21 protein-coding genes are annotated in these 23,058 nt (G+C 70.9%); 9 read left to right on the forward strand and 12 right to left on the reverse strand.

What is annotated here, in order from left to right:
* Positions 1-228: 228 nt before the first annotated feature.
* The gene (locus tag VA596_RS43650) at positions 229-1,815 is read right to left on the reverse strand and encodes a molybdopterin-dependent oxidoreductase (protein ID WP_323335756.1); all 1,587 of its coding nucleotides are present in this window, start codon (positions 1,813-1,815) and stop codon (positions 229-231) included.
* A 208-nt stretch (positions 1,816-2,023) separates the two neighbouring features.
* Between VA596_RS43650 and sigK the strand changes: the two genes are divergently transcribed.
* The 5 genes from sigK (at position 2,024) to VA596_RS43675 (ending at position 10,288) form a co-directional block, all read left to right on the forward strand.
* On the forward strand, positions 2,024-2,632 hold the full coding sequence (sigK, locus tag VA596_RS43655) for an ECF RNA polymerase sigma factor SigK (protein ID WP_323335758.1): 609 nt from the start codon (positions 2,024-2,026) through the stop codon (positions 2,630-2,632).
* The gene (locus VA596_RS43660; protein WP_323335760.1) at positions 2,629-3,330 is read left to right on the forward strand and encodes an anti-sigma factor; all 702 of its coding nucleotides are present in this window, start codon (positions 2,629-2,631) and stop codon (positions 3,328-3,330) included. The genes sigK and VA596_RS43660 overlap by 4 nt, the downstream gene beginning before the upstream one ends.
* A gap of 66 nt (positions 3,331-3,396) precedes the next feature.
* Positions 3,397-3,822: a MarR family winged helix-turn-helix transcriptional regulator gene (locus VA596_RS43665; protein WP_323335762.1), complete on the forward strand. Its 426-nt coding sequence runs from the start codon at positions 3,397-3,399 to the stop codon at positions 3,820-3,822.
* Positions 3,823-3,920: 98 nt separating this feature from the next.
* Entirely contained in the window at positions 3,921-4,811 is an 891-nt protein-coding gene (locus VA596_RS43670; protein ID WP_323335764.1) for an NmrA/HSCARG family protein, read from the forward strand.
* A 254-nt stretch (positions 4,812-5,065) separates the two neighbouring features.
* The gene (locus tag VA596_RS43675) at positions 5,066-10,288 is read left to right on the forward strand and encodes an RHS repeat-associated core domain-containing protein (RefSeq protein WP_323335766.1); all 5,223 of its coding nucleotides are present in this window, start codon (positions 5,066-5,068) and stop codon (positions 10,286-10,288) included.
* 54 nt (positions 10,289-10,342) lie between these two features.
* Here the strand turns inward: VA596_RS43675 and VA596_RS43680 are convergent, their stop codons facing one another.
* The 3 genes from VA596_RS43680 to VA596_RS43690 form a co-directional block, all read right to left on the reverse strand.
* On the reverse strand, positions 10,343-10,564 hold the full coding sequence (locus VA596_RS43680; protein ID WP_323335767.1) for a three-helix bundle dimerization domain-containing protein: 222 nt from the start codon (positions 10,562-10,564) through the stop codon (positions 10,343-10,345).
* Positions 10,565-10,666: 102 nt separating this feature from the next.
* Positions 10,667-11,317: a response regulator transcription factor gene (locus VA596_RS43685; protein WP_323335769.1), complete on the reverse strand. Its 651-nt coding sequence runs from the start codon at positions 11,315-11,317 to the stop codon at positions 10,667-10,669.
* On the reverse strand, positions 11,305-12,552 hold the full coding sequence (locus VA596_RS43690) for a sensor histidine kinase (protein ID WP_323335770.1): 1,248 nt from the start codon (positions 12,550-12,552) through the stop codon (positions 11,305-11,307). Before VA596_RS43690 ends, VA596_RS43685 begins: the two co-directional genes overlap by 13 nt.
* Positions 12,553-12,717: 165 nt before the next feature.
* On the opposite strand from VA596_RS43690, the gene VA596_RS43695 reads away from it, so the two are divergent.
* Entirely contained in the window at positions 12,718-13,140 is a 423-nt protein-coding gene (locus tag VA596_RS43695) for a hypothetical protein (RefSeq protein WP_323335772.1), read from the forward strand.
* 32 nt (positions 13,141-13,172) lie between these two features.
* On the opposite strand, the gene VA596_RS43700 is transcribed toward VA596_RS43695, so the two are convergent.
* The gene (locus VA596_RS43700) at positions 13,173-13,682 is read right to left on the reverse strand and encodes a GNAT family N-acetyltransferase (protein ID WP_323335774.1); all 510 of its coding nucleotides are present in this window, start codon (positions 13,680-13,682) and stop codon (positions 13,173-13,175) included.
* Positions 13,683-13,819: 137 nt separating this feature from the next.
* Between VA596_RS43700 and VA596_RS43705 the strand changes: the two genes are divergently transcribed.
* A complete protein-coding gene (locus tag VA596_RS43705) occupies positions 13,820-14,044 on the forward strand; it encodes a hypothetical protein (RefSeq protein WP_323335775.1) in 225 nt (74 codons plus the stop codon).
* Between the two features lie 101 nt (positions 14,045-14,145).
* Here the strand turns inward: VA596_RS43705 and VA596_RS43710 are convergent, their stop codons facing one another.
* Genes VA596_RS43710 through VA596_RS43730 form a run of 5 tightly spaced genes read right to left on the reverse strand, consistent with a single transcriptional unit; the run spans position 14,146 to position 18,254 of the window.
* Positions 14,146-14,838, reverse strand: a complete 693-nt coding sequence (locus VA596_RS43710; RefSeq protein ID WP_323335777.1) for a transglutaminase-like domain-containing protein — start codon at positions 14,836-14,838, stop codon at positions 14,146-14,148.
* 28 nt (positions 14,839-14,866) lie between these two features.
* Positions 14,867-16,009: an acyl-CoA dehydrogenase family protein gene (locus VA596_RS43715; protein WP_323335778.1), complete on the reverse strand. Its 1,143-nt coding sequence runs from the start codon at positions 16,007-16,009 to the stop codon at positions 14,867-14,869.
* 15 nt (positions 16,010-16,024) lie between these two features.
* On the reverse strand, positions 16,025-16,396 hold the full coding sequence (locus tag VA596_RS43720; RefSeq protein ID WP_323335779.1) for an ectoine synthase: 372 nt from the start codon (positions 16,394-16,396) through the stop codon (positions 16,025-16,027).
* Positions 16,397-16,399: 3 nt separating this feature from the next.
* A complete protein-coding gene (locus tag VA596_RS43725; RefSeq protein WP_323335781.1) occupies positions 16,400-16,684 on the reverse strand; it encodes an acyl carrier protein in 285 nt (94 codons plus the stop codon).
* 1 nt (position 16,685) lies between these two features.
* On the reverse strand, positions 16,686-18,254 hold the full coding sequence (locus tag VA596_RS43730) for an AMP-binding protein (protein WP_323335783.1): 1,569 nt from the start codon (positions 18,252-18,254) through the stop codon (positions 16,686-16,688).
* Positions 18,255-18,531: 277 nt separating this feature from the next.
* Between VA596_RS43730 and VA596_RS43735 the strand changes: the two genes are divergently transcribed.
* Both VA596_RS43735 and VA596_RS43740 read left to right on the forward strand, forming a co-directional pair.
* Positions 18,532-20,100: a PLP-dependent transferase gene (locus VA596_RS43735; protein ID WP_323335784.1), complete on the forward strand. Its 1,569-nt coding sequence runs from the start codon at positions 18,532-18,534 to the stop codon at positions 20,098-20,100.
* 128 nt (positions 20,101-20,228) lie between these two features.
* The gene (locus VA596_RS43740; RefSeq protein WP_323335786.1) at positions 20,229-20,705 is read left to right on the forward strand and encodes a transposase; all 477 of its coding nucleotides are present in this window, start codon (positions 20,229-20,231) and stop codon (positions 20,703-20,705) included.
* Between the two features lie 32 nt (positions 20,706-20,737).
* On the opposite strand, the gene VA596_RS43745 is transcribed toward VA596_RS43740, so the two are convergent.
* Positions 20,738-21,934: an MFS transporter gene (locus VA596_RS43745; RefSeq protein ID WP_323335788.1), complete on the reverse strand. Its 1,197-nt coding sequence runs from the start codon at positions 21,932-21,934 to the stop codon at positions 20,738-20,740.
* On the reverse strand, positions 21,931-22,962 hold the full coding sequence (locus tag VA596_RS43750; protein ID WP_323335789.1) for a GNAT family N-acetyltransferase: 1,032 nt from the start codon (positions 22,960-22,962) through the stop codon (positions 21,931-21,933). The genes VA596_RS43745 and VA596_RS43750 overlap by 4 nt, the downstream gene beginning before the upstream one ends.
* Positions 22,963-23,058 lie beyond the last annotated feature (96 nt).

Here is a 23,058-nt window from a genome sequence, read left to right on the forward strand (position 1 = left end):
GGCCGGGGCGCTCGAGCTGGCGGACGAGCCGGTGTCGCTGCTGCCACACGCGGTCAGGGTGAGGGCGGCGGCCGCGGTCAGGCCGATACCGGCAATACGAAGCTTGTTCACAAAAATCACTCCAGTGAATGCGGATTTCAGTTCGCTGCGGGGACTCCGCGGAACTCGTTCTCTCGATGGGTATTCGGGGCTCGGGGAGAACCGGATTGGTCCTTCCCGAAGTTTTTCTCAGGCCGCGGTGAACGTGACGTTGTGCCAGCCAGTCGCGCCGTCGGGCACGGTTCCCGCACGCATGTCCGTCTGGGTGTAGCCGGACTTGTCGGTCGCGCGGCAGAACACCTGGTGCACCCCGGTGGGCAGGTCGACCTCGGTCCACCACATCCGCCAGGTGTTCAGGTTGACCTCCTGCGACAGCATGGTTTCCTGCCACGGGCCCTGGTCCACGCGCACCTCGACCTTTTCGATCCCGGTGTGCTGCGCCCAGGCGACCCCGGCGACCCGCGTCTTTCCCTGGGGAACGCTGGCGAACCCGCGGTGCGAGTCGAACCGCGACTCCGTCTTGATCGGCGCTTCCTTGCTCCAGCCCCGCTTGAGCCAGTACGCCTGGCGCGCGGCCCACGTCGTGACCTCGATGTCGACGACCCACTTCGTCGCCGAGACGTACCCGAACAGACCGGGCGTGACGAGACGCGCCGGGAACCCGTGTTCCAGCGGCAGCGGTTCGCCGTTCATCCCGATCGCGAGCATCGCGCCGCGGCCCCGATCCTGGGCCGCCGCGACCGGCGTCCCGGACGTCCAGCCGTCCACGCTCGTGCAGAACAGCTGCTCGGCGCCGGGTTTCACGCCGGCCTCGGCCAGCAGGTCGGCCAGGTCGACGCCGATGAAGTTCGACGTCGACACGTAGTCGCCGCCGACCTCGTTGGACACGCACGTCATCGTGACGGTGCGCTCGACCAGCGGGCGGTTGCGGATGTCGTTGTAGCTGAAGCGGACTTCACGATCGACCATGCCGTGCAGGCGCAGGCTCCAGTCCTCGGTCCGCACCTGCGGCACCGACAACGCCGTGTCCACGCGGTAGAACTTGTCGTTCGGCGTCAGGAACGGCGGGGTGCCGAGCTTCGAGAAGTCGGCGTCGGCCGGGATCATCGGCGCGGTCCGCGCCGGGATCAGCTTGCCGACCGCTGCGCGGGACGCCGTGGCGTCGCGCGACGAGCTGATCAGCTGGCCGCCCAGGCCGGCCGCGCCGGCTCCGACGACCACTCCGGCGCCGCCGAGCAGGAACGCCCGCCGTGACGTGCCGGTCTTCTCGTCCGTGTCCGGCTCACGCCACACGCGTGGCGCGATCCGGTGCAGCAGAAGGAAAACCGCGACGCCCACGACCAAGCTGGCGATCGGGGCCAGCAGCGCGACGACCGTCAGGTCCGGCCGCTGGTACACGGCGAACGCGCCGACCAGGCCGAACAACGCGATGAGCACGGTGCCCGGCACCGGCGACCGTCGCGAAAGGACACCCGCGAGCGCCGCCACCCCCACCATGACCACGGCCATGCTGCCCAGCAGCACCAGCTTGTCGTAGGTGCCGAACGTGCGGACGGCGAAGTCCTTCAGCTCGATCGGGGTGAGGTCGATGGCGCCGTTGCCCACCGCGAGGTAGGGCGAGGCGTTGATGCTGATGAACCCCGCGACCAGGTGCCCGGCCGCCAGCGCGGCGGCGAGCGCGAGGACGCCGGTGAACGCGGCCGCGAAGAACCGCAGCCGGGTCCGCTGCGGCGGAGCAGGACTCTCGGGCGGAGTGGTCAATTTTGTCGCGGCCATGAACAGCATTCGGCGCGGCGTGGCCACCGTATTGGCTCCGACACCTCGCCGAGACCCAAGTCACCCGTTCCGGTGACAGCGGCCACCGGCGGGAAACTCGGACCAATACGCCGGGCGCCGACCGACGAAACACTCGTGACAGCCCGCCAGGCAGCGCACTCCGCCCGCTGCGGAGCGCGGGCTCGGCTTCGGCCGGGAAGGACTCACCATGGCCGCCGCGCGAGCCACACTAACCGCTCTCCGACCACCACCCCACGGCGCCCCCGCCGCACCTCCGACGCCCGAAGAACTCATCGGCCGGGCCGCCCTCGGCGACGAACAGGCTTTCGCCGCGCTCTACGACCAGCTCGCGAGCCCGATCTTTGGCACCGTGATGCAGGTCCTGCGCTCCCGCGCGCAGTCCGAAGAGGTCACGCAGGAGGTCCTGCTCGAGATCTGGCGCAAGGCCGCGCAGTTCGACCCGGCCCGCGCCAAGGTCACCACCTGGGCCCTGACCATCGCGCACCGCCGCGCCATCGACCGCGTCCGCTCCGAGCAGTCCGCCCGCGACCGTGAGGACCGCGTCGAACTGCTGGACTTCCACCGGCCCTACGACGACGTCGCCGAAGCCGCACTGTCCACAGAGGAGCACCACCTCGTCCGCGAGGCCCTGGCCACGCTCACCGAACTGCAGCGGGAATCCATCCTGCTCGCCTACTTCCACGGACTCACCTGCCGAGAGGTCGCCGAAAAGCTCGGCGTCGCCATCGGCACCGTCAAAACCCGCATGCGCGACGGCCTCGTCCGCCTGCGGGACGCCTTAGGAGCAACCCGATGACCACCGCCGAAGTCCACACCCTGACCGGTGCGTACGTCCTCGACGCGGTGACCGACCTCGAGCGCGCCGATTTCGCCCGGCACCTGGCCGAGTGCCCGACCTGCGCCGGCGAAGTCGCCGAGTTCCGCGAAACCGCCGCCAAGCTCGGGGCGGCGATGACCGCCGACCCCGGCAACCGCCTGCGCAGCAGGGTGCTCACCGAAATCGCCACCACCCGGCAGACACCACCCACGGTCCGCAGCGAAACCCGTACACCCCGCTCGTGGCGCACCCGCACCGCCGGCATCGTGGCGGGCGTCGCAGCCGCGGCGGCGGTCCTCGTCGGCGGAATCAGCATCGGCTCCCTGCAGTCGGAACCGGCACCGGCGGCCCAGGTCGCCGTCTCGGACGCACCGGACGCGAACGTGCTCCGCGCGGACGGCACAGCCGGGGGTTCCGCGGTGGTGACCATCTCGCGCCAACGAGGCGAGGCGCTCATCGCCACGCAGAACCTGCCCCCACTCGACGCCGGCCACGCCTACCAGGTCTGGGTCATCGGTTCCCGCGGCGCCCAGTCCGCCGGCCTGCTGCACGCCGGCTCCGGCATCCTCACCGTGCCCCTCCCCGCCGACGCCAACCGCATCGGCATCACCACCGAACCCGCAACCGGCTCACCCCAGCCCACAGCACCAGCCGTCGTCCGGGTCCCCCTCGCCTGAGACAGGACGCGGGGCCGGCCGGCGCCGGTAGACTGGGCGTTCGGCACCGGACGAGGGGCGGCGGGCGTGGACTACGGCGACAAGCTCTTCTGGCTCTCGGTCCTGATCCAGCGGCGGTACGCGCAGATCTGCGCCGAGTACGACCTGACCTCCCTGCAGGCCACGCTGCTGTGCGCGATCAAGGACGAGCCGCGGCAGATGGCGTACCTCGCCGCCGCGCTCGGCATGACCAAGAACGCGCTGAGCCAGCTCGTCGACCGCACCGAGCGGCGCGACCTGGTCAGCCGGGCGAGTTCGGAGCAGGACCGGCGGGTCATCATGCTCAGCGTGACGCCCACGGGGAAGGTGCTCGCCGAGGCCGTGTTCGCCGAGACCACCAAGCGCCTGCCCGACGTCGCGGAGAACCTCGACGCCGACGACCAGCGCGACCTCGAACGTCTCGCCACCGCCATCGTGGACGCCTCGGGCGTCTCGGCGTCCACCTCGTCCTGACCTGCCGCGCGGCCCTCCTCGGCACCCCCCAGGCCTTGCATTGGTTCACGCCATGAACTAATATGGTTCACGGCATGAACCAATGAGAGGTGGACGACATGGTCACGCGGGAAACAGGTGCGATCGCGGTCTTCGGCGCGACGGGACAGCAGGGCGGGGCGGTCGTCGACGCGCTGCTGACCCGGGGAGCGCGGGTGCGGGCCCTCGTCCGCACCCCCGGGTCCGATCGAGCGCAGGCGCTTGCTGCCCGAGGCGTCGAGCTGGCGACCGTGCGGATCGACGACCCGGCGTCGACCGTCGCCGCGCTGGAAGCGGTCGACGCTTTCTATTTCATGACCCCGGAGGCGAACAGCCTCGAGGAGATCGAGGAGGAGGTCCGGGTGGGCACCGCCCTCGTCGACGCGGCGGCCGCGGCGCGCGTCCCCCACGTCGTGTTCAACTCGGTCTTCGGAGCGGATCGCGAAACGGGCGTCCCGCACCACGACTCGAAGCACCGGATCGAGGAACACCTGAAGCTGTCCGGCCTGAGGGCCACGATGGTTCGCCCGACCGCGTTCATGGAGAACTTCGCGACCGTGATGGCGCCGAGCCTGGAGGACGGCACGATCGTGGTGAGGCTGCCGCTGCCGGACGACATCGCCCTGAAGATGATCTCGATCAAGGACATCGGCCAGGTCGCCGCCGCGATCCTGCTCGGCACCGCGGACGTGCCCGGCGGAGCCATCGAGGTCATCGGCGACGAGCCGACGGGCCCCCAGATCGCCGCCGCCTTCGGCGCGCGCGCCGGGCTGCCGTCACGCTACGAGGCCCTGCCGCTGAGCGTCCTCGGCAACGACCTCGACAAGGCGATGTTCCGCCAGTTCGCCGAGGCGTCCGCACACCCGTCGGACCTCGCGGCGGTGAAGGCGATCGAGCCGACCACCCGGGACCTGGCCGAGTGGATCCGCTCCACCGGCTGGACCGCACCCGCGGACCGGGTCCGTTCCTGAGCGCTGCACGCCTGCGGCGGACGGTTCGTACACCCACCGCGCCGAGCTTCCCTTCACGACCGCCGCCGGGTCCGGACCTCCGGTGGGCTCAGACTCATCGGCGCGTCGCCACCGAACCGACCCTCCAGCGCGGGTCGGTCACCAAGACTGGCGCTTCCGGACAAATCGAACGCTCGATCCGGCCCACAAGGAACTATTCGGGCAACACCGTGGATCACACGCGCGGCGGTGACCTCCGCTGCTAGCGTGCCGACGTGAGCAACCCGTTGATCGCGCAGACCCAGGACTCGACGAAGGCCTACTCCGGCATCTCGCTCCTGGAGTCCGCCGCCGACCTGAAGTCCGCGATCGAGAGCGGTGACTGGGCCTCGGTGGCGATGGGCGCGGTCGGCACGGCGCTCGACGCCCTGTCGATGGCCATGGACCCGTTCGGGGCGATCCTCGCCGCCGGCGTCAGCTGGCTGATGGAGCACGTCGGCCCGCTCAAGGACGCGCTCAACGCGCTCACCGGCAACGCCGACGAGATCAAGGCCCAGTCCGAGACCTGGGCGAACGTCGCCAAGGAACTCGGCAGCGTCTCCTCGGACCTGACCGACGCCATCAAAGCCGACCTGCAGTCGTGGTCCGGGCCGGCCTCGGACACCTACCGGCAGCGCGGACAGGACGTGGCCACGACCCTGCAAGCGGCGCAGAAAGGCTGCGAAGGGGCTTCCAGCGGCGTCAAGACCGCCGGCGAGGTCGTGGCCGCGGTCCGCACACTGGTGCGCGACATCATCTCCGAACTCGTCGGCCACCTGATCAGCTGGGCGCTGCAGGTCATCTTCACCCTCGGCATCGGCCTCACCTGGGTCGTCCCCCAGGTCGTCACCGCCGTCGCGAAAACCGCCTCGAAGATCACCGACCTGGTCACCAAGCTCGTCAAGGCACTCAAGGCCCTGGTGCCGCTGCTGAAGAGGGCGGGCACGCTCTTCGAGGACGCGGGCAAGGCGCTCAAGAACATCAAGGTCGGCAAGACCGCCCCGCCGCCCAAGGTCGGCGACATCGGCGGGACCCCGAAGGCGCCACCGGGGAAGACCCCCGGTGGCGACGGCGGCGGCGCCCCCAAGGACCACACGCCACCCCCCGGGAAGCCGGCCGGCGACGACAGCACGTCGGCCTCAGGCGACCACAGCACCCCGAAGGACCCCCCGCCGCCGCCCGGCAAGACCGGTGGCGACGACTCCGTGAAGACCTCGGGCGACCACGGCACCCCGCCGCCCCCCGCGAAGGGCGACCCGCCCGGAGGCGGCGGTGGCGGCGCCAAGGGGCCGGCGGACACGCCGCCGCCCACCCCCAAGCCGGACAACCCCCGCGACACCGCGGTCGGCAAGGACAACCTGGTCTGCAAGTCCGACCCGGTCGACGTCGTGCGCGGCGCCGTCGTGCTGGAGCAGGTGGACCTGCGCCTGCCCGACCCGCTGGTGCTGGAGCGGCTGCACCTCTCGACCTACCGCGCGGGGCAGTGGTTCGGCCCGACCTGGACGTCCACTGTGGACCAGCGCCTCGAACTCGACGCGCGCACCGCGACCTTCTACTGCGCCGACGGCACGGTCCTCGTCTACCCGCTCCCCGCGGCCGGTTCCCCGGTACAGCCGGCGGAGGGTCCGCGCCGCCCGCTGAGCGTCGGCGAAGACGGCACGTACTCGATCACGGATCCCCTGCGGGGCACGGAGTTGCGGTTCGGCCCGCTTCCGGGCCGGGGCGGCGAAACCCTTCCGGTGTCGGCGATGATCGGCGCCGGGCGCGACCGGGTCGACGTGGAGTACGACCGGTTCGGCGCGCCGAAGCTCCTCAGGCACACGGGCGGCTACCTGGTCGAGCTCGACTCGGCCGCCGGGCGGATCACGGCGATCCGGGTGGTCGACCCGAAGAAGAACCTCACCGTGCTCGCCCGCACCTTCGGCTACGACGAGCGCGGCCGCTTGACCCGGGTGATCAACTCCTCGGGCCTGGCCGAGACCTACGACTACGACGCGGAAGGCCGGATCACCGGCTGGCGTGACCGCAACGGCGTCTGGTACCGCTACGTCTACGACGCCGAAGGCCGCTGCGTGCGGACCGTGGGCGACCGTGGGTTCTACGACGGCCAGTTCGCCTACGACCGCGAAAACCGCGTCACCACCTACACCGACTCCCTCGGCCACCGCACCGAGTTCCACCTCAACGAGGCCGACCAGGTCGTGCGCGAGGTCGGCCCGCTCGGCGAGACGACGGTGTCCACGTGGGACCGCTACGACCGCCTCCTGTCCCGCACCGACGCGCTCGGCCGCACCACGGCGTTCGAGTACACCGCGGAAGGCCTGCTCACGGCGATCGTGCGGCCGGACGGGACCCGCGCCGACGTCGAGTCCGGAGTGGACGGTTCACTGACGCTCACGGTCACCGAGGGCGCCCGTACTCACCGGCGGGTGTACCCGGCCGGGACCGCACCCGACCTGCTCGCGGTGCGCTCCACGGCGGACGCCGAGTTCCGGCAGGACCGGCAGTGGCGCGCGGAGGTCGCGCCGGCCCCGGTCGCGGACCCGGTGGAGCGGGACCTGTTCGGCCGTCCGCGCGTGGTCACCGACGCCTCCGGGGCCCGGACCCGGCTCGACTGGACCGTCGAGGGCCGCCGCGCCCTCCGGATCGGGCCGACGGGCCGGCAGGACAAGTGGCGCTACGACGCCGAGGGCAACGTCGTCGAGCACGGCGGCGACCGCTACGAGTACGGTCCGTTCGACCTGACCGTCGCGAAGGTCGACGCCACCGGAGCCCGGACCGCCTACGAGTACGACACCGAGCTGCGCCTGACGCGCGTCACGAACCCCGCGGGCCTGAGCTGGTCCTACACCTACGACGCCGCCGGGCGCACGGTCTCCGAGACCGACTTCGACGGCCGCGTGCTGCGCTTCGAGTACGACGGCGCCGGCCAGCTCGTGAAGTCGGTCGACGGCCTCGGCGCGGCCACGACGTTCACCTACGACGCCCTGGGCAACGTGGTCGAGCGCCACACCGCCGCGGGCGTGACCACCTACACCTACGACCCGGTCGGTTTCCTCGTGCGCGCCACCGAAGGCGACAGCGTGGTGGAGATCGACCGGGACGAGTTCGGCCGCGTCGTGCGGGAAACCGTCGACGGCCGGGCGATCGCCTACGCCTACGACGGGATGAACGTCCGGCGCCGCACTCCGTCCGGAGTGGACAGTGCGTGGAACTACGACGCCGACGGCACCCCGGTGTCGCTGCTCGTCGCCGGGCAGGTGGTCTCGTTCCGCCACGACGAGGCCGGCCGGGAGATCGAGCGCACCACCGGCGCCGGCGCCACCCTGACCCAGGCGTTCGACGCCGAGCACCAGCTGACGCAGCAGACCGTGACCGCGCGCGACACCGCCCGCGTGGTCCAGCAGCGCGGCTACCGCTACCAGCCCGACGGCGGCCTCGTCGGCGTCGACGACGCCCTCTCCGGGCCGGTGCGGTTCCGGCTCGACCCGGCCGGTCGCGTCACCGACGTCGCCGCGCGAAGCGGAACCGAGAGCTACCGCTACGACGCGGCCGGCAACATCGCCGACGCGCAGCTGCCGGCCATCGAGTACGGACCGCGCCGCTACACCGGCAACACGCTGGCCGCCGCGGGCGCCGTCCGGTTCGGCTACGACGCGCAGGGCCGCCTGACCACCCGCAGCGACCCGGGCGGCACCTGGACCTACCGCTGGGGCCCGCTCGACCGCCTCCTCGGCGTCCGGACGCCCCAGGGCGCCGAGTGGCGCTACCGCTACGACCCGCTCGGCCGTCGCACCGCGAAGCAGCGCCTGGCGCCGGACGGCAGCGTGGCCGAAGAAGTCACGTTCGCCTGGAGCGGCCAGCTGCTCGTGGAGCAGGTGCACCGCGACGCCCACGGCCGCGAGCTCGTGCTGACCTGGGACCACTACCCCGCCAGCACGCGCCCGGTCACGCAGACCGAACACCTCGGGACCGGGGTGCGGTTCTTCTCGTTCGTCACCGACCAGATCGGCACGCCGGTCGACATGATCGACGCCCACGGGGTCGTGGCCTGGCACGCCACCACGTCGCTGTGGGGCCGCGTGACGCCCGGTCGCCCGGGCGGCGCGTCGACGCCGCTGCGGTTCCCCGGCCAGTACGCCGACGACGAGACGGGCTTGCACTACAACGTCTTCCGCTACTACGACCCGGGCACCGGGCGGTACCTCAGCCAGGACCCGCTGGGGCTCACCCCGGCGCCGAACCCGATCGCCTACGTGCCCAACCCGTTGCTCGAGGCCGACCCGCTCGGCCTCGGCTGCACCAGCAGCAAGCTGGCCGACGACACCGACACCCCCGCACCACAACCTCACCCGGCGCCGCCGCCGCACGCCAACGCCGGCAACGACGCCACCCACGTCCAGAACTCCAACCCGTCGCCACCACCGCCTCCCCCGCCGCCCCCAGGGCACGGCTCGACCAGCGCACCGCCTCCCCCGCCGGGCCACGGCGACACCGGCGCACCACCGCCACCGCCTCCCCCACCGGGTCACGGAACCGGCGCACCGCCGCCCCCGCCGGGCCACGGCACCACCAGCCCACCGCCGCCTCCCCCGCCACCGCCGGGCCACGGCACCGGTGCGCCCGGCGGCGACCACACCGGCGGTCACAGCGGCACCGGCGGCGACCAGTCGCACTCCGGTGGCAGCCAGAACCAGCACACGCCCGTCGACTACGAGCCCGCGGGCCCCGACCACCCCGGGCACAACCGGCCGCCGAACGACGACCGGCCGTTCGGGGACAAGTACGACGGCTACAAGAACGAGCTGGGGATCGACGGGCCGCAGAAGACCCTGAAGATCCCGGACGACCCGAACGTCAAGCTGAACACCAAGATCGAAGACCTGCCGCCCGGCGTGGCACACGGTTTCGGCCCGGCCGACCACGGCAAGACGGTCGGCCACTACATGGGCTACGACGAGAACGCCGTCGCCGGGGAGTTCGGGCACAACAAGGCCCACGACGCCCTCGACCTCCAGGGCGGCGGCGGGTACAACCACCAGTCCGGCACGATCAACCTCGGTGCGGGCCAGCCCGACAAGACCCTGTACCACGAGATGGGCCACATCAAGCAGGACCAGCTCGGCTACAACGGCTCCAACACCAACCAGTCGGTCATCGAGTACCACAACGTGCTGCACCACGAGAACAAGTTCAACCTGAACGATCCGCCGCGGACCTCGTACACCCTCGACGACATCCCCGGCAAGGCGAACAAGACGAAGCACAGCTGGGAGGATTTCCAGAACGACGTCAACAACCTGCCCGCCGACCACCCGAAGAAGACGCAAACCCAGAACGCGGTCCAGGACATCGAGAACGTCCTGAACACCGACCCGCGTTATGCCGGGCTCTCCGACCAGATCAAGAAGAACCTGGCCAACGAGTACTTCTGGGGCAAGAAGCAAGGGCGGGGTTGAGCGGCACGGCAGCCGAGCGGGTGGCCCGCGATGCGAACGCGGGCCACCCGGGGTTCACGCTTGGTCGAGACGATCCCGGACCGCGCGCTCGACCAGCACCGGCAGGAAGCTGCGAACCTCGGCCTCGTCGAGCCGGCGTCGCTCCGCGGCGACCGCCGCCTCCACATCGTCGCGTCGCCCGGGCCCGTACTCGTCGATGAGCCGCGAAGCCAGCGCTTCGAAGCTCTCGTCCTCGCCCTTGGTGGTCAGTTCGTCCATGTCGGGGTGGTGCGCCATGCCACAGCCTCCGTGCGTCGACGAAACCTGTCCATGGACTGCCCGGCGAGCCCGCGGCTCAAACTCTGGGGAACTCAACGACGCCGCGGCCGGATCCAAAGGTCAGCCCCGGGACGCTCCGAGGAACCGCAGCACGGCCAGGACGCGGCGGTGGTCCGCGTCGACCACGGGCAGGTCGAGCTTGGCGAAGATGCTGTTGATGTGCTTCGCCACGGCGCTCTCGCTGACCACCAGCGCCTGCGCGATACCGGCGTTGGAGCGCCCCTCGGCCATCAGGCCGAGCACCTCTCGTTCGCGCGGGGTCAGCCGCGCGAACGGGTCGCTCTCGCGCCGCAGCAGCAACTGGGCGACGACCTGCGGGTCCAGGGCCGTGCCCCCGTCCGCCACCCGCCGGACCGCCGCCACGAAGTCGGCGACATCGGCCACCCGCTGCTTGAGCAGGTAGCCCACACCGCTGGTGTTCGCCGACAGCAGGTCAGCCGCGTACCGCTCCTCCACGTACTGCGAAAGCAGCACCACCGGCGTCCCCGGCCAGCGCCGGCGGATCTCCATCGCCGCCCGCACCCCCTCATCGGTGAAGCTGGGCGGCATCCGGACGTCGATCAAGGCAAGTGCGGGCCGGTGCTCCGCCACCGCCGCCAACAGCCCCTCCGCGTCGCCGGTTTCCGCCGCGACCTGGAACCCGCCCGTCTCCAGCACCTGGATCAGGCCGACCCGCAACAACACCGAATCCTCGGCGATCACCGCACGCACGGCAGCTCCGCGGTGACGGTGGTGGGCCCGCCGACAGGGCTGCTGACGTGGAAGGCCCCGTCGAGGGAGCCGACCCGCTTGGCCAGCCCGGTCAGCCCCGTGCCGCCGGCGGCGTCGGCACCGCCCAGCCCGTCGTCGGTCACGCGCACTCGCAGCACCTCCCCGACCTGACGGACCATCACCTCCGCACGCATCGCGTTGGCGTGCTTGGTCGCATTGGTCAGCGCCTCAGAGATCACGAAGTACGCGACCGACTCCACGTTGGGCGCCACCCGCTCCTCGAGATCGACCCTCAACCGCACCGGCAGGGGCGTGCGGGCGGCCAGCCCGGACAACGCCGCGTCGAGACCCCGGTCATCGAGCACGGCCGGGTGCAGCCCCCGCACCAGGTCGTTGAGTTCGGCGATCGCCTCCTTCGCCTCGGAGTGCGCTCTCGCGATCACCTCGCGGGCATCACCCGGGAGATCCGGACGGGTGGCCATGGCCAGGCCCAGGTTGACCGCGAGGGACACCAGCCGCTGCTGGGTGCCGTCGTGCAGGTCGCGCTCGATCCGGCGGCGCTCCGCGTCGACGGCCTCGATCAAGTCGGTCCGGCTCACGGCCAGCTGGTCGACCCGCTCCTGAAGCCGCTGTTCTCGGCTGGGCCCGAGCAGGCCTGCCGCGAGCCGCGCCTCGGCCCGGGCAACCGCCCGGACGGTCCAGGGCAGGACGCACAGGACGAGGAGTCCAGCCGCGGTGTAAGCCGGCAGCTGGGTCAGGTAGCCGAACCAGTCCTGGCGGATTCCGGTCGGCAGCGCCCAAGACCAGGCGTAAGCGCTGACGCCCGCCAGGCACGCGGCCGTCACCGTGAGCACCAGCAGCTCCAACAGCGCGAGCAGCGGGCCCAGCAGGAGGTGGTAGCCGATCTTGCGCCACGGCCGCGTCGCCGCGAGCCACCGGGCGGTCGAAGCCCACGTCCATCGTCCCGGCGCGGTGGGGGTGAGCCGGGGGACGTCCACCCCGATGAGGACCCGGTAGCGAGCCCGCTGAACGGCCGTCAGCGCCGGGGTGCCGAGCAGGACCAGGACGGCCGAGAGGGAAACCGTGAAGAGCCAGTTCCCCGTCCTGGCGGTCGTCGTCGCCGCCCACGCCCACACGGGCATCAGCCCCAGGTGCGGCAGCACACCGGCGGCCAGGAAGCCGGTGTCCCGCCGCGCCCGGAGGACCGTGCGTCCCAGTCCGGCCGGAATCGTCATGGCACGACGCTAGGGCACCGGAGGCGGACGGTGCCATGAAGCCTGCACCCGGACCGGTGCGGTAACAGGCACCACCACGAAGTCGGAACCACGGGCTACCGACCTCGGCCGGTTCCGGCGGCAAAGTTCTGCCGCAAGGCTGCCCGACGTTCAGTGGAGGAATTCATGACCGTTCAGACGATGCCCTTGCTGCCCTGCCCGGCGACGTCGCCGGGTGCCCGGCCCAGGTGGGTGCCCGGCGTGCTGGGCGCGGTGGCGGCGGGCCTGGTGCCGTGGGTGTTCGTGCTGGGCCGGACCCTGCCCGAGACCACCCAGGTGCGGCACTGGCCGGCCGTGTGGATCGGACTCGACCTGGCCATGGCGCTCGGCTGCGCGACCACCGCACGGTGGTACCACCGGGGCGACGCCCGCGCCCGCCTGTCGGCCTCGGCGGTCGCGGCACTCGCGGGGATGGACGCCTGGTTCGACGTCCTCACCGCCCTGCCCGGCACCGAATTCACCCAGGCCCTCGTCTGCGCGGTCCCGGAACTGACCCTGGCCGGACTGTGCACCTGGCTCGCCCTGCGCGATACGGAAAGGCTGTCGTGAAACGAGAACTTCGGCGAGGTGACGGACGGCCGTCAACTGCTCGGTGAGGTCTGCGGTGGCAGCGCGAGCCAGTCCTGCCAGGTGATGTCGCGCCCCAGGAAGCGGGGCCGGCGGAAGGGCCAGTCGGCGGAGATCCACTGTGGCACCAACGTGTCGAGCGCACGCTCCGCTTCGCTGCCGACGAGGTCGTCCACCACCCACCACGCCACCTCGCCGTCGGAACCGGTGCGCTCGGGCGGGTCGATGTACACGCAGCCGAGGATCGCGGTCTCCGCTTCGTCCAGCAGCGCATAGTTGAACGACTGGTGCGCGGCTATCTCCTTCTCGTGCCGCAACAGGTCGACGCGGTCCTCCTCGTACGTCATCGTCTCCCTGGGCCAAGACCAGGCCGGACCGAAGATTCCCCACAAGCGCTCCCGGGAGCCCATCACAGCGGGGTAATCGAGAGCGGTGTCCGACTCCCGGATCGGCCGCAGGTGAAGCCCGGTGCCGGGCACGGGCGCGTGGACGGGGTGGACGAAGTCGTCGGGCAGCCAGCTCATAGCCACCAACGCTACACACCTGATCACCGTGTCAACTGCGCGATCATCACACGCGCTCATGCCGCGATGAGGGTCGTGGCCGATCCCCAGGTAAGCTGGAACCTGGCCAGGACCCGGCACAATCGGAGGTTCTCCAGGTGAGTGGTGCGCTGGTGAAGCGAGCCGCGAACGTGGCCGGCGCGCTGGCCATCACCTGGGGTACCTGTTTTCTGATGACCTTGCCGTTCGGTCTCAGTGATCTCGGGTTTTCCCTGATCTTCGCGACCGCACTGACGGCGGCGATCCACCTCGTCGTCGGCGCCGGAATACTGGTCAAGCGAGGCTGGGACGCGCTGAAGAGGCGATGGGCAGCCACCAGCTGACCTACGCACAGGACCGGCCGCGCCTCGTCGTGAGTGTCCGGTCGACTTCCGGCCCGACCGAACCCTCACGACCCCACCCGATGAACCTGGTGGCCACGACACTAAGCGGTCTTGCCCAGCTCTTCGGCTTCGTCGATCAAAGACCCAGCAGTCGTCTCGTAGCGGCTCGCGAACAGTGGCGGGTGGGCCGCCCGGATGCCCTCGACCACCAGCTCGTACGGGAAGTCGTCGAAGTCGCCGTAGTCGTGCAGGAACTCCATGTACCGGCGGCCCTTGCTGTCGTACGGGTGCGACATGCTGTCCGCCGTGCCGTCGAACTCGAGGGGGGTGATGCCGTACAGCCGGCACAGCAGCTTGTTGAACACCGGCGTGGCGCGGACCCACTTGCCGTCCAGGTACACCGAGTTCAGCGCGTGGAAGCGGAACACGTCCCCGCCCACCAGCTCGCGCAGCCTCGGGGAGGCCAGGTGGTTGCGGACGTCCGTCAGCGCGATGCGGCTCGGGACGCCCACCGCCCGGCAGACCGCGGCGTACACGATCGACTTGTGCACGCAGAAACCCCGGCCACGGCTGATGATCGCGCTGGCCTTGAGGCCGGAGCGGCTCAGTGCCGCGCCGTAGACCTCGTAGTGCAGCTTGTCGCGGACCGCGTAGTACAGCGCCACCGCCTTCTCGGTCCGGGTGCGCTCGACGTCGCCGAGCGCCTGCTCGACGAACTCCTGCACGACCGGGTGGTGGTGGTCGAGGAACTGCGTTACCCCGAGCAGGTCTTGCGGAGGCGTCTCGGCCGCCATGTCGTCCTTCTTCCGGTTTCCGGCGCTGTCAGCGCACTCCGAGCATTCTGGCGACCTTGTCCCGCTGGACCTCCGACGTGCCCGAGTAGATCGTGCCGCCGGTGGCGTCGCGCAGTTCCTTCTCGATCCCGAACTCGCTGAGGTAGCCGCGACCGCCGAAGATCTGCACGGCGTTGGTCGCGGACCGGACGTTGGCCTCGCTGGCCAGCACCTTCGCCATGGCCACGTCGACCATCACGTCCTCGCCGGCCTCGAACCGCCGCGCGGTGTCGTAGAACCAGTTGCGGGTGGTCTCCAGGTCGATCTTCATTTCCACGATCTTGGCCGCGATCAGCTGGCAGGACGCGATCGGCGCCCCGAACTGCTTGCGGGTCTTCGCGTAGTCGATGCTCTGCTCCAGGCGGAACTCCATGGCTCCCAGGCTGATCGCGAAGGACAGGAGCACCTCCCACTTCATCACGTGGTCGAGCAGCAGGAAGCCCTTGCCCCGGCGGCCGACCATGTTCGCCGCGGGCACCACGCAGTCGGTGAACGTCAGGTTCCCCAGTGGCGACGTGCGCAGGCCCATCTTGTCGACCGCCGGGCCGGCCTCGAACCCCGGCGTGCCCCGCTCGACGGCGAACACGCTGATGCCGAGCGGGCCGGTGCCCGGCGACGTCCGGGCGTACACCAGGACGACGTCGGCGACGGGGCCGTTGGTGATGAAGCACTTCCGGCCGTTGACGACGTAGTCGTCGCCGCGGCGCTCCGCCGTGGTCTGCATGGCGGCCGCGTCGGAGCCACCGTGCGGCTCGGTGATCGCGTGCGCGCAGATCACCGAGCCGTCGACCACCCGCGGCAGGAACCGGTCCTTGACCTCCTGGCTCCCGAAGCGCTGGATCGGCACGCCGGTGCTGACCAGCTGGGTCGAGATGGAGAAGTTCAGCCCGCCGTCGCGGCAGTGGTAGCCGAGGCCTTCCAGCGCGTGCATGGTGGTCGGCAGGTCGTGCCCGCCGCCACCGTGCTCGGTGCCGAAGGGCAGGCCGAACAGCCCCGACGCGCCGATCTCCGGCCAGAGCCCGCCGGCGAACTCCGCCTCGCGGTCGCGCCGGAGGTGGTCGGCGCCCCACGCCCGGAAGACTTCGGTGTAGCCGTCCCGCAGCGCCCGCTGCTTGTCGGTCCACTGCTGCATCGGGGGAGCTCCGGGTCAGTAGTTGGAGTACTCGGACTCGAGGTCGTGCGATTCGTCGCCGATCAGGGCCGGCGTGAACATGCAGACCAGCACCATGTCCTCGTGCGGCGAGGCGATCAGGTGGTGCGGGTCGTGCTTGTCGAGAGCGTAGATCGTGCCGACCTCGATGACGTGCTCGTCACCCGCGGAGTCGATGACCTTGCCGCTGCCGCCGATGCAGTAACACGCCTCGAGGTGGTTCCGGTACTCCAGAGCCGAGTCGGTGCCGGCCCGTACGACGGTGTGGGTGACGGTGTAGCCCATGCCGTCGCGCAGCGTGAGGAAGCGGTGGCTCAGGCCGTTGCCCCACTCGACGCCTTCGGTCTCGGAAAGTTTACGAATGATCACGGTTCAGGCCGCCTTTCCCAGAGAGTCCACATCGGACCGGCCGGCCGCCGAGTGCCGCTCGACGAACCGGGTGATCGAGGTGAGGGTGGTGAAGTCCTGCTCGACGAGCTCGACCTCGTCCATCGGGATCTCGAACTCGGCCTCCAGCCAGGTGATCACCCGCAGCAGGCCCAGGCTGTCGATCACGCCGTTGGCGCGCAGGTCGTAGTCGGCCTCCAGCTCCTCGGGGCCGACGCCCGGCAGGAACTCGTCGAGGACGTAGTGCTTGATCCGTTCGGAACAGCTCATGTCAGCTCCCGTTCAACAGGTCTCGGAGGACGGCTTTGCGGTCGGTCTTGCCCGTCGACGTCGTGGGCAGCGGGTCGTCGACCACGCGGATCGTGGTGGGCAGCGCGGCCCGCACCAGCCGCTGACGGCAGAACTGCCGCAGCGCGAGCACCCCGAGCGGCTCGGTCGTGTCGCGGCGGACGACCGCGTGGATGACGAGCCCCGCGACGTCGTCGGGCACCGCGACCACCGCCGCGCCGGCGATCCGCTCGTGGCCGAGCAGGACCTGCTCGATCTCCTCGAGGTTGACGCGCACGCCGCGGACCTTGACCTGGGAGTCGTTGCGCCCCACGAGGGTGAACACGCCGTCGGCGTCGCGGTGGACGAGGTCACCCGACCGGAAGTAGACCCGGCCGTCGGCGCGTTCGACGAACTTGTCCGCGCCGCCGCCGACGGCGTACCCGGCCGTCTGGAACGGCGTCGACACGAGCAGCTCACCGGTGGCCGGGCCGTCGGCGGCCACGCCGTCGGCGTCGAGCACGAGCGCCTCGACGCCGGGAAGCGGACGGCCGATCGGCAGCGGGCCCGCGGCGGTCAGGTCGCCGGTGATCTCGTGGATGAAGCTGTCGTTGGTCTCGGTGGCGCCGTAGACGTTGTGGTACCGGGCGTTCGGGAACAGCCGCGGCAGCTCCGGCAGCAGCTTCGCCGGCATCTTGTCCCCCGTCACGATCACGTGCCTCACCGTCTCGAACGGCTCGCCGTCGTAGGCGTCGGCCAGGAGCCGGTAGAGCATCGGGACGGACTGGACGACCTCGACGGACTCGGTGCGGATCAGCTCCGCGAGGTACTTGCCGTTGGTCGCCCGCTCGGGCTCGACCAGCACCGCCGTACCGCCGGCCTTGAACGTCGCGCGCAGGTCGAGCAGGCACAGGTCGAAGTTGAACGGCGCGTAGTTCAGCACCACGGTGCCCGGCCGGAGGCGGAACTTCGTGATCGCCCACTCGGTGAACCGTTCCACCGCCTGAAAGCTCAGCGGCACCACCTTCGGCAGCCCGGTGGAGCCGGAAGTCGTGAAGATGAACGACGTCGCGTCGGGGCTGACGTCGGGACCGGTGATGCCGTCGAGCCCGCCGAGGTCGCCGTCCGGCGGGACGGTGGCGGTGTCGATCTTGTGCACCCGCAGCCTGCCGGCGTCCGCGCCGGGCTCCGTGGTCAGCACGTCGGTGCAGTCCGCCTTCTCCAGCAGCTCCTGCAGCGCCGTCGTCCCGAGTTCCGTGGAGGGCAGCATGAACGGGCGGCGCGCGAGCAGGCAGGCGACGATCAGCGCGACGGTGCGCGGTGTCTTCGCGGCGTGCAGCGCGACGCGGGCGTCGGACGGCAGCTGCAGCGCCGTGAGCCCGTTGTAGGCCGACATCGTCATGGCGCACAGTTCGGCGTTCGACACCCGGTCGCCGCCCATGACCAGCGCGGTCGACTCCGGCCGGTTGCGGGCGAAGTCGGCCAGACAGCCGAGCAGCGAACGCGAGTACGGCACCATGGTCTCCAACTCAACCGGGCGCCCAGCGACCACCATCGCGCGCCAACCAGTCACCCCAGCTCCCCCACGGGGAGTCCACTTCGAACTCCGGCGGTGCCCGGCCCGGGCACCGCGTGGACACCACCGTAGCTTCGGGCCGGAGTGAGTGGCTTCTCGCGCAGTGCGGCTCCACTCGGCCCGGTGAAGTCCCGTGCAGACAAGGAGCCTTCTCCCGCGTTGCCGATCCGGAAGAGCACGTATTGAGACGGCTGCCACAAACAGGCGGAGCACTCTGGTGGTCGACGAGCTCTACGCGAGCCCAGGACAGAAACCAGCGGCAAGACGGAGCACGATGACTGAGCCAGGTGAGTTCCCGTCCAACGCGATCGACGCGCCGGCATGGCGCGACGCGTTGTCGGAGTCGATCGAAGACGTCGTCGCGACGCAGGTCGCCGATCTGCGGGAGGGATTCGACACCTGCCTGCGGGAGCTGCGTGCCACCCGGCGGGAGCTCGAGGACCACGCCGCTTACTGCGCGCAGAACGAGCTGCCGGTGGACGGTCTGGCCCTCGCGCACATGACGACGTCCGCGGAGCAGGTCTGGCTGCGGCTCACCAGAGCGCAACGCATACTGGACGAAGTGTCCATTGCGGACTCGGCGGCGCAGCTGTCGGCCGCCGAGGCGGTGCTGCGGTTCGGCCTGTCCACGCTTTCCTACGTGCGCAACGGTCTAGAGTGGACGGCCAAGTCCTACGGCCAGTCGCGGCAGGTGCAGTTCTTCGGGACCCAGCAGGAGTCCTGGCCCACGATGAACTACGACCGCAACGGCGCGCACGCGTCGGTCACCCGGGTGGAGCGCCAGCTGCTGGGCGTGCTCGGCCTGTCGGGCGAGGACCACGGCATCGGCGTGACGTCGTCCGGCATGGCGGCGTACACCTGGATCGAGGCGTTCCTGCTGCGTTACCGGCTGAACGCCGGCGACAGCATCCTCCTGGCGCCCTACATCTACTACGAAGTGGCACAACAGCTGACCGCGCTGCCGCACATCAGGTCGGAGCGGGCCGGCGGCTACCTGGTCGAGGAGATCGTCGCCGACGTCGTGCGCCACCGGCCCAAGGTGGTCTTCGTCGACCCGCTGGCCAACAACGTGCGGCAGCGGATGTTCGACCTGCCGGAGCTCTACCGGCGCCTGCGCGAGGTGGTGACCGATCGCCTCACGGTCGTCGTCGACGGCACGATGATCGGCGCGTCACTGCAGACGGAGCTCTTCGCGAGCGACGACCGGCTCGAGATCATCTACTACGAGAGCTGCACCAAGTACCTCCAGCTGGGCATGGACTTCGCCCTCGGCGGGCTCGTGGTATACCCGGCGGAGCTGACCGAGCTGTTCGACATGCTCCGCCGCAACACCGGCGCGGTTCTGGCGCGGCACAACGCCGAGCTGTTCCCCCGGTACGAGACCGCCCTGCACCGGCGCCGGATGCGCCGGATCTGGGCGAACGCCGAGCACCTGGCCGAGTTGCTGCTGGCCGACCCCCGGGTCGCCGCGGCGGGTGAGGTGCACCATCCCGCGCTGGCGCACCACCCGGACGTGCGGCTCGCGCACAGCCTGCCCTACGGCAGCGGGATCGTGACGTTCCTCTACCACGAGCGGGACCGCAACGACTGGAACAACCTCAACGCGGTGGTCGACCAGATCCTCGTGCACGCGGAGAAGTCCGGGGTGCAGGTCACCAAGGGTGTCAGCTTCGGGTACTCCGTGCCGCGCGTCTGGGCGCAGGACGTGGGAACGACCGCGGCGGAGCGCAAGTACGTGCCGGCGACGGACGACGAACCGCTGTTCCTCCGGCTCTACATCGGCGACCGGGCCATCCAGCTCGAGGGCCTGGCCGACGCCATCGCTTCGGCGATCGCCGGCTGAGCAGCCGATGCCCGCGGGCGCCGGGCGCACCCGCGCCCGGCGCCCGCCCGCGCCGATGCCGCGAGGTGACGTTCCAGGGGACGTTCCTCAACCTGCCGTGGTCGTGGGGGTCGTGAGGTCAGGCGTGCATGTCATCGGTATCGCCTCGGCGACGCCGCTACCCCTCCGACCGCACCGAAGCGGAGTGGGCGCTGCTGCTGCCTTTGCTGCCCCGGCGCGTCGACTGGCGTGGCGGCCGCAAGGGCCTGGGTGGCCGCCCGGAGAAACACTGCCGCCGGATTGTCGTCGACGCCATCCGCTACCTGGTCAAAGAAGGCATCACCTGGCGAGCCCTGCCCGCCGACTTCCCACCCTGGTCCACCGTCTACAAGTACTTCCAACGCTGGGCGGACCTGCTCGCCCTCGACGACCTGCACGACCGGGTCCGGATGACCGACGACCGGCCACCGTGGCCGACCGCAGCGATCATCGATTCGCAATCGGTGAAAGCCGCCGAAACCGTTCGTGATCGTCACCGACGCCTCGGTCCAGGACCGCGACGCCGCCCGCCCGCTGCTGCGGCTGCCGGGCAACCTGTTCGACCACATCAGCCTGATCTGGGCTGATGGTGGCTACGGCGGTGTGCCCTCCAGGGCGGTCAGGCGTCGACGGGCTCGCGGGTGGCGAGGAGCCTGCTCGGCAGGTTGCGCAGCAGGACGACGCACACGACCGCGACGGCCGCGACCACGGCCATGACGAGGAACGCGGACGTGCCGAGGCCGGCGTACGCGACGGCGCCCAGCACCGGCCCGACGATGAACCCGATGTCGGACACCAGGCCGAAGGCGCCGAACGCGCGCCCGAGCTGGTGCCTCGGCACCAGGTTCACGCCCTGCCGGGCCACCAGGTACAGCACGGGCTCGGCCGTCATGAACAGCAGCAGTCCGGCGCACATCGCCACCACGCCGTCGAACAACCCGACCGCGGTCAGCCCGATCGCCTCGGCGCCGAACGCGTACGCCGAGATCACCAGCAGCGGCCGGGACTCCACGAACCGGGCGCACGTCATGGCCACGGCCATGAACACCGCCAGCCCGGCGGTGTAGATCACCGACGTGTAGGCGACGCCGTTGCCCGTCACGTCGTCGAGGTGCAGGGGAACCACCGGCTCGAGTGCCGCGAACAACGCGTTGTTGACCAGGTCGACGACCGCGAACAGGCCGACCAGCACCACCAGCGTCCGCACGGCGCGACCACGGCCGGCCGGCACCGGCGGCGACGCCACGGGCTCCGGGGCGACCCGCAGGCCCAGCAACAGCACGCCACCGGTCATGGTCACCGCCGCGCCGGCCAGGAAGACGCCCGTGAAGCCCAGGAACGGGTGCAGCAGGCCGACGACCGCGGGCCCCAGCACCATCCCGGCCGTGCAGCAGCCGCCGAACCAGCCCATGACCCTGGCCGTGCCGAACCGCGACTTGGCGCCCAGTGAGCTGGCCAGCTGGTACAGCACCGGCATGGTGATGCCCTCCGCCACGCCCCACGCGAGCCGCCAGCTCAGCACCTGCCAGCCCGAGGTGGCGAAGGCCAGGCCGACCACCGTCACGGCCGTCAGGGTCAGGCCGACGAAGCCGATGACCTGCGGCCGGGACGCGCGGTCGACCAGGATGCCGCCGATGGGCTGCGCCAGCGCCTTGGCCAGCGCGAACCCGCTGAACGCCGCGGCCACCTCCAGCGCCGACATCTGGAACCGGCCGGTCAGTTCGGGCACCAGCGGCACCAGCATCGTGTACGCGACGTTCATCATCCCCGCGGACAGCAGCAGGGCCGCGATTCCGGACTGCCGCGGGGCGGTCACGGACACTGCGCCAGCCCTTCGTATCCGGCCACGGTGACCAGGCCGTCGTGCACGGCCGTCAGCCGTGGGCCGTAGACCTCGGCGTCGCCCGGCTCGGCCGAGTACCACAGGCCCCACAGGTGGAGGCCGCCGAAGCCGTGCTGCTTCTTGAACCGGTCGTTGCCCCGGCCGAACTCGACGATGTCCCAGCCGCGGTCGACGCCCTGCGCGAGGATCTCGTACAACATGAACGGGTACGCGCTGACCTCGCCGTACACGGACGGGTCCGTGCCGCCGGCCCACAGGTACAGCCGGCGGTCGTACTCCAGCGCGACGAACGCGCCGATCGTCGCGCCCTCCCACTCGGCGCGGATCACGCTGGCGTACGGCGTGGCCAGCACGGCCGCCAGCGTCGGGGCGTCGTACAGCCCGGGCCAGCCGTGCTTGACCGCCGAGCCGTTGCACAGCTCGAGCACCCGGTCGATGTGCGCGGCCGCGGCGGGGCCGGTCTCCTCGACCAGCTTGACGTTCTTCTCCGTGGCCCGGCGCCAGCGGCGGCGCCAGTCGGTGCGCTTCCGGCGCGGCACCTCGCCCATCACCGGGTCCGGGCCGCTGCCCGGGTTCTTGTAGTACGCGGTGTCCAGCCGCGCGAAGACGTCCGGCCGGCGGACGGCGGCCCACTGGCGGGCCGGCTCGGGCGGCAGGTTGAACACCAGCACGCCGGCCGCGCCCAGGTCCCGTGCCTGCGCGCGGGCGTCGTCGACCAGGGTCGCCACGGCGGCGCTGTCGCCGGCCAGGTACGCGGGGCCGTAGACCGAGTAGACGGAGCCGATCGTGAGGACCGGGCGGTCGAACACCGGCCCGCTCTCGGTCTCGTCCTCGTAGCCCTGCCAGAACGGGGAGTGCTCGAGCAGGTAACGCGGTGCGCGGCCGGGGTCGATCACGCGCTGCCGCTCGATGGTCGCCCGCGTCCACGCGTCCAGCCACTCTTCGGTGTCGAACACCGTGCGCGGATAGGGCTGGGCCCCCAGGTTCCGGGCGAGCGTCATCGAAGCTCCTCCGTGCGGTGAACATTCCTCACCCGACGGTAGGCCCGCCCGGCATCCCGGGCGAGGGTTGACCACCAGGAGTGCATTCTCGGAGAA

The organism is Amycolatopsis heterodermiae (assembly GCF_034929455.1).
In the GTDB taxonomy this organism is placed as follows: Bacteria; Actinomycetota; Actinomycetes; order Mycobacteriales; family Pseudonocardiaceae; genus Amycolatopsis; species Amycolatopsis heterodermiae.

Bases quoted from the DNA above. Each gene is read 5' to 3' on its own strand.
- VA596_RS43650 (WP_323335756.1), bottom strand. From the start codon at position 1,815: ATGGCCGCGACAAAATTGACCACTCCGCCCGAGAGTCCTGCTCCGCCG.
- sigK (WP_323335758.1), top strand. From the start codon at position 2,024: ATGGCCGCCGCGCGAGCCACACTAACCGCTCTCCGACCACCACCCCAC.
- VA596_RS43660 (WP_323335760.1), top strand. From the start codon at position 2,629: ATGACCACCGCCGAAGTCCACACCCTGACCGGTGCGTACGTCCTCGAC.
- VA596_RS43670 (WP_323335764.1), top strand. From the start codon at position 3,921: ATGGTCACGCGGGAAACAGGTGCGATCGCGGTCTTCGGCGCGACGGGA.
- VA596_RS43680 (WP_323335767.1), bottom strand. From the start codon at position 10,564: ATGGCGCACCACCCCGACATGGACGAACTGACCACCAAGGGCGAGGAC.
- VA596_RS43690 (WP_323335770.1), bottom strand. From the start codon at position 12,552: ATGACGATTCCGGCCGGACTGGGACGCACGGTCCTCCGGGCGCGGCGG.
- VA596_RS43695 (WP_323335772.1), top strand. From the start codon at position 12,718: ATGACCGTTCAGACGATGCCCTTGCTGCCCTGCCCGGCGACGTCGCCG.
- VA596_RS43700 (WP_323335774.1), bottom strand. From the start codon at position 13,682: ATGAGCTGGCTGCCCGACGACTTCGTCCACCCCGTCCACGCGCCCGTG.
- VA596_RS43710 (WP_323335777.1), bottom strand. From the start codon at position 14,838: ATGGCGGCCGAGACGCCTCCGCAAGACCTGCTCGGGGTAACGCAGTTC.
- VA596_RS43715 (WP_323335778.1), bottom strand. From the start codon at position 16,009: ATGCAGCAGTGGACCGACAAGCAGCGGGCGCTGCGGGACGGCTACACC.
- VA596_RS43725 (WP_323335781.1), bottom strand. From the start codon at position 16,684: ATGAGCTGTTCCGAACGGATCAAGCACTACGTCCTCGACGAGTTCCTG.
- VA596_RS43735 (WP_323335784.1), top strand. From the start codon at position 18,532: ATGACTGAGCCAGGTGAGTTCCCGTCCAACGCGATCGACGCGCCGGCA.
- VA596_RS43740 (WP_323335786.1), top strand. From the start codon at position 20,229: ATGTCATCGGTATCGCCTCGGCGACGCCGCTACCCCTCCGACCGCACC.
- VA596_RS43750 (WP_323335789.1), bottom strand. From the start codon at position 22,962: ATGACGCTCGCCCGGAACCTGGGGGCCCAGCCCTATCCGCGCACGGTG.